We start from the raw sequence: 5677 nt of genomic DNA, 5'->3' as shown, positions 1-5677 counted from the left end.
ATAGATGAAAAGAAAAGGCACCTCACGCGGGGTGCCTTTTCCTCTGTCGATAGGCTAGACTGTAGCGATTTGCCAGATACCGCCTAGAGCTTTTCAAGGACCATTAGCGCCGCGCGCTCCCCGCTCTCCAGCGCGCCTTCCATACCTGACGCCAGCCGTGCCATATGTTCACCAGCAAAATGCAACCTTCGCCCGCGATGCTGTACGGTAGCCGCGAGTGATGCGCCAAGGCCTGTCCCGATGTGATGGTAGATACCGCCCGCAAAGGGCTGCTTCTGCCAGCTGAACATATCTAAATATTCTAGCTTTCCCTGCGCTGAGGGCCTGATCCTCTCAATGCGGCGGATCATCTCCTTACCCGCAGTTGCCGGCTCCATTCTATCAAGCGCTTCTGCTCGCGGACCGTTGAGCCAAACCTTAAGCAGGGGCGGGTCACCATCGAGCGCAAAGACGCGCCCGATCAGTGGATCGTCAGTCCAGATAGTCTCCGGCAGTCCATCACCCTTCCAGAAGGAGGTGCTGGCATGAAGGAAGGCGAAGCTTGCCTTGGTATAAGGCAGGCGCTGGATGGTGCTTCGGAGTGCCTCGGGCAGATTTGCATCAATAGAGATACCACGCAGCACCGAAAATGGTATGGTGCACACCACCTGTTTGGCACGGAGCCTTTTACCATTCGCCAGCATGACTTCAACGTCGCCTGCTTGCTCACTTATGGCCTTCACGGGCGCGTTCATCATGATATCTGACCGTAACTCTGCCATCATCGCATCGGTCATCCGCTGAGAGCCGCCGCGCACATATTTGGTTGGGCCGGAATTGGCCTGGGCTGCTGCCCCGTATGCCGCCAATGTCCGCTGCATGTGCAGCGTAGACAGCTCGGCAAGCGTGCGACCATTTAGATTGCTGTCCATCAGCCGGATGGCCTCGTCGGACGCGCCATTCTGCCGGAGCCAATCGGCCAGTGATATATCAATGGCCATGCCGCCCGCCATCCAATCCTCTACATTGGCGATTTTCGGAAGCTTTCGAAGCATACTAAAGAACAAGGCGTCCGGCTCAAGAGCCTTTTCGGCGGGGGCAAGCCGGTTTTGCGGATGTGCGGCCCATGCCTCTTTCAAGAAGCTTGCACCGCCAATGCTATATAGATTTCCTGGTTTGGATGGCGCGGGCAGATAGCGTTCGACTTTCAGCCGGTCTGCGATGCTGTTAAATCGCTGATAGGACGCACCTACCTGGATCCCGCCGGCATCGGGCGCGCCGGGCAAGCGATCAAGCGTATGAACCCGACCGCCTATTCGATTATTTCCTTCGATCAACAGAACCTTAAAACCGGCATTTCCCAGAAGCGCTGTTGCATGAAGCCCTGCCAGTCCAGCTCCAATGACAATGACATCGGCATCAGTGCTGGATAGTCTGCGTGGAGCAGCCCCTATGAGCAACGATGCGCTTAATCCTCCGATAACGGCGCGCCGTCCAATTGCAGGCATATTAACTTTGTTCATAAGGCAATGTTGACAACAGTATGACCATAGAGGCAAGTGAAATTTGTCCGGACAATGGAATTAGCATTGGGCATTTTTAGAAACGGGTCAGTAGCCATGCTGTTTCTCGTCTGCAGTGATTTATTGTCAGCCAAAGACGTGGAGCCTGACGGTGTGGTAATCCTTGCCATGGCTCGTGCGGCAGCGGGGGGAGAAACATGGGCCAGTGCTGAGACGCTTGTGCTGTCTGGCCATGGGGCAAAGGGGAAAGTGCGCATAAGTGCGATCAGCAACGGGAGACCAATGTTTCTAGCCGGCTTTGATGGAAGTGCGACCTGGACTGAGAAAGGCGTCATGCCTAAAGCTGAGGCTGATGCTTACTAGGCAAGCAACTTCTGTTTTAGTATCATCAGAAAAGCGAAAAAACCTGGCTTTGCTGCACAGCGTATTCCCGATGATCGAGTTGCCGAGCACCAATCCTGGATGGTGGAATTGACCTACCCAAAAGGAAACAAGACGCTGTTTGGCGTTGATAAAAAAGCAAATTTATTACGGTCGGATTTGTAACGCCAAAAGGCTGGCATTATCGTATTTATGATGACTTTATTTGGCTCAAAACTCCGGGTTGGCTGCTAGCCCGCCATGTCACGCTTTATTATAATGGCCTCAAAACCAATGAGGTTTTCTGGAAAGAGACTAAGGTCAATGTCAAAGTTGATCCAGCGCTTTTCAGGCCGCCTACGGCCGATCCGGGCTAGTCGTTTCGAATGATGGATCACATGCACCGCGGTAGGTGCCTGATCCTAACCGCGAAAGGTATCCTTACTGACCTGTGATCCACGCTCGGCGCCTTCAATCGTGCAGCTTACCTGTATCCACCGCAAATTGACGCCAACGCGAGATGCATCAATGTTAGCCCAGCTGTAGCTTACCGCGCGTTCGGGATCTTCAGCTGTGTGGATATAGAGCACCTTGGAGGGCCGCGAGGTTGATGGCTGTGGCCAATAAACGGTGCGCATTCGAAACATTGCCGCAGGGGTTCCGCTTTCTCCTCCTCCGATCCGGATACGTCCACCCTGATCATGGCTCTTTAATTCCCCAACAAAATGCCAATCATCCTTTCCGCCGGGCTTCGTTTTATTCTTACGCACCGAAGCCCAGCATTTGATGGGATTGCCGCGCCGCAATTCGGTCGTGCGCTTTCCGGTGTTCAGTATTACAATGTCTGGAGCCATCTTGACGACGGAGACGCCAACGGGCGCCGGTATAGGAACGTCATAGTCATCCAAATAGGTTACCTTGCCGCTGTTGACACTAATCGTGAGCTTGGGTGCTGCTTCCTTGCCTGCCTCTGCATCAAAATATACTTCTTCCGTGTTTGAGTAGATTACCGCCGTATTCGCCATCTGTGCCGCTATAGAAGCCGCTTCCGATGAAGTTGCAGCATTGGCGCCAACGCAAGCCATCAAGGCCGCTGTGCATGAGATAAAACCGAGAGTTGAGAGGCGCTGACGCATTTTGGGATCCTCCTAATGTTGTCTGGACAAATTTAGCGTTTCTTTCCTATTTGGCAAACGGCTTTTTAGATATCTGGACTTGTAACGGCTTTGCAACGGTCACTTGAGAGTTAAACACTCACACAAGGAGACCGAAGAGGTGCTGAAGCTCGACTATATTGCAAGCGCTGTTCCGTATTTGAGGCGTTCCATAGAAAACGTTGAGCTAACATCACTCAGTCCGGGTACTGCGGCTATCAGTTCTTGGTAGATACGATCATAATGCGCGATATCTGCGACGGCGATCTTAAGCAGATAGTCAACATCCCCGCTCATGCGATGACATTCTATTATCTCAGGAATACTGAGTATTCCGGCTGCAAAGGACGCCAGCCAATCGGGCGTATGCTTGTTTGTTCGAATTGACACGAAAGCGGTGACGCCCAATCCTAGCTTTACCGGGTTTAAAATTGCTACGCGGCGCTCGATGATCCCTGCATCTTCCATTCGTTTGATGCGCCGCCAGCAAGGATTTGTAGAAAGGCCAACTTGCTCACCTATATCCTGGATCGAATGCGTGGCGTCACGTTGAATTATTTCTAAGATTCGCCGATCGATAGTATCAATTTTCACATTTTCGCTCATTTTTAGGTTTATAAACTAATTTATAAATGTAATCTAGAAATATTTGGGAACATTTTCTAGTAATACTCTGTTATCTAGGCGGCAAGTTGACATTCGAATGAGAAAGCACCGCTATGAGAAAATTATCGCGCCTTTTTGTTGAGCATCCAGAGACTGTTGGAGAAACATATTTCCAGCATCTGCGGCAAGCATCTGGGTTTGCTGTATGCATGTTCTGCGGCGGTCTCGCTTGCCTAATGCATGGTTTGTTTCCCTTTATGTTCGAACGCACTGGCAGCGACAAAATACGAAATCTTCATAGCCGAATGGTCATGCGCCGCAGTGAACAATCGAGAGCTAAATGGACAGAGGAAGATCATCGCGGAAAAAAGGTCTAAAAAATGGGCTCGTTGGGTCTGCCTGAAAGCTGGCTGTGTCGGCTCCGCGCAAACGGCAGTTCGGCATCAATGCGTCGTATAAATTCTAGCAAAGCACCTGGCCAACCTTCCGGGGTTGTCTGAGCACATCGGTCCGGACTGAGTTGGTCCGCAGACTATCAGGAGAATGGCATGGCGGTATCGACCTTGACACTACGGCGCTGGCACCGGCGGTTTGCGCTGGTGCTCGGACTGTTCTTTGTCGTCCAGGGCGTCACCGGCGCGATCTCGCAAAACCGGTTCTGGCTACTACAGGCCACCGATCCCGGTTTTTATCGGGCCGACGGCAGCGGTCCGCCCGCCCCGCCGGGCGACATCCTCGCCGATATTCAGCGGGAACGTCCCGGCTTTCAGGTTGCGCACATGATGTATCCGGCGGCTGTCTCGCCCAACACCGCCATCGTCGTAATGGGCGGTCGCGACATCAAGAGGCACGATATGTCGCGCATAGTTCTGGTCAATCAGTTCGAGAACAAGGTCATCACCGAACAGTCGGCGACAGCGGGCTGGGTCGGTATTGCTTCCGCGATTCACAAATGGCTGATTTTCGGCACGCCAGGCAAGATCATCCTGACCATACTCGGGATCGGCGTCGTCATCTTCTCAGCGCTCGGCATCGTGATCTGGTTCCGGACGCGGAACACCAGCCGCAACGTCAAGGGCGTGGTCAAATTCCACCGCACCGCCGGTATCGTCGCTGGACTGTTCATCATCTCGGTCGCGGGCACCGGCACCGCGCTCAACCTCTACACCTGGGCCGAGAAGACCTCGGGCCGTTCGGTGTTCAAGAGCAATATGGAGATGCCCGCAGGGCACGCGGGCATGGCAATGGCCCCTGCCGTCGATGCCAACACAGCGTACGCCACTGCGCAAAAGGCAGTCGGCAATCTGCACATGATTGCGTTCGGACCGGCGGGACCGCACGCGGCCAACTACTGGTTCGCATTCATGGACTGGCAGCTGAAGCGGACCGACGTGCTGGTCGATCCGCAGACCGGCAAGGTTGTCGGCATCTATCCGACCGGTCTGACAAGCGGCGGCGATGGCGTCCGCGGTTGGCTTTTCCCGGTCCATAGCGGCTACGTCATCGGTCCGGTCGGCGGAGTGATCTATTCGATTATCGGCGTGTCGGTGAGTTTGTGGGTGGCGACGGGCTTCATCATGTGGCGGCGCGGGCGCAAGCCGAAGCGCAGGATCGCGGCGGAGGAAGCCGCCTGATGCCGCCGAGGTTGCACCGCGTAATGCGCGCGGTCCACAAATATGCTGGGCTGACCGCGTTCTGTCTTTCGCTGCGGGCGCCAATATCCTGACGGGAGGAAAGCGTGCCGATGGGTTCGATCGGGGTTACTACGTCTCCCCGACGGTCGCGCTCGCCGAGGACAATGCGACCCCCTTGTGTCAGGAAGAAATATTCGGGCCCTTCGCGACCTTCCTCACCTATGACGGGATAGATCAGGCCATCGAGATCGCCAATCAGAGCGAGTTCGGCCTTGTCGCCTATCTATGGTGCTCGGATATGCCGACCGTGATGCGGGTACAGGATGCATTGCAGGCCGGCACGATCTGGGTGAATACGCCCTTGGCACGCGACCTGCGCGCACCCTTTGGCGGTTACAAGAATTCCGGCGTGGGACGAACC

General features: G+C 54.4%; 7 protein-coding genes. 4 read left to right on the top strand and 3 right to left on the bottom strand.

All coding sequences use genetic code 11. The features are described from left to right. Window positions 1-83 precede the first annotated feature (83 nt). Window positions 84-1502: an NAD(P)/FAD-dependent oxidoreductase gene (locus QE270_RS04245; protein WP_300035669.1), complete on the bottom strand. Its 1419-nt coding sequence runs from the start codon at window positions 1500-1502 to the stop codon at window positions 84-86. A 54-nt stretch (window positions 1503-1556) separates the two neighbouring features. Between QE270_RS04245 and QE270_RS04240 the strand changes: the two genes are divergently transcribed. Further along, a complete protein-coding gene (locus QE270_RS04240; protein ID WP_300035666.1) occupies window positions 1557-1865 on the top strand; it encodes a hypothetical protein in 309 nt (102 codons plus the stop codon). Window positions 1866-2284: 419 nt separating this feature from the next. On the opposite strand, the gene QE270_RS04235 is transcribed toward QE270_RS04240, so the two are convergent. Beyond that, on the bottom strand, window positions 2285-2998 hold the full coding sequence (locus QE270_RS04235) for a hypothetical protein (RefSeq protein ID WP_300035661.1): 714 nt from the start codon (window positions 2996-2998) through the stop codon (window positions 2285-2287). A 153-nt stretch (window positions 2999-3151) separates the two neighbouring features. Then, on the bottom strand, window positions 3152-3622 hold the full coding sequence (locus QE270_RS04230; protein WP_300035658.1) for an Lrp/AsnC family transcriptional regulator: 471 nt from the start codon (window positions 3620-3622) through the stop codon (window positions 3152-3154). A 113-nt stretch (window positions 3623-3735) separates the two neighbouring features. Here QE270_RS04230 and QE270_RS04225 point away from each other — a divergent pair, with 113 nt between their 5' ends. The 3 genes from QE270_RS04225 to QE270_RS04215 all read left to right on the top strand — a co-directional run. Next, window positions 3736-3999: a DUF6356 family protein gene (locus tag QE270_RS04225; RefSeq protein ID WP_300035655.1), complete on the top strand. Its 264-nt coding sequence runs from the start codon at window positions 3736-3738 to the stop codon at window positions 3997-3999. 171 nt (window positions 4000-4170) lie between these two features. Continuing rightward, the gene (locus QE270_RS04220; protein ID WP_300035652.1) at window positions 4171-5256 is read left to right on the top strand and encodes a PepSY-associated TM helix domain-containing protein; all 1086 of its coding nucleotides are present in this window, start codon (window positions 4171-4173) and stop codon (window positions 5254-5256) included. Between the two features lie 40 nt (window positions 5257-5296). Continuing rightward, window positions 5297-5677: aldehyde dehydrogenase family protein (locus QE270_RS04215; RefSeq protein ID WP_366142252.1), on the top strand; the 381-nt coding region annotated here is incomplete at its 3' end.

The sequence above is a fragment of the Sphingorhabdus sp. genome, from assembly GCF_029865925.1.
In the GTDB taxonomy this organism is placed as follows: Bacteria; Pseudomonadota; Alphaproteobacteria; order Sphingomonadales; family Sphingomonadaceae; genus Sphingorhabdus_B.
This window is presented reverse-complemented; position numbering and strand designations above follow the sequence as displayed.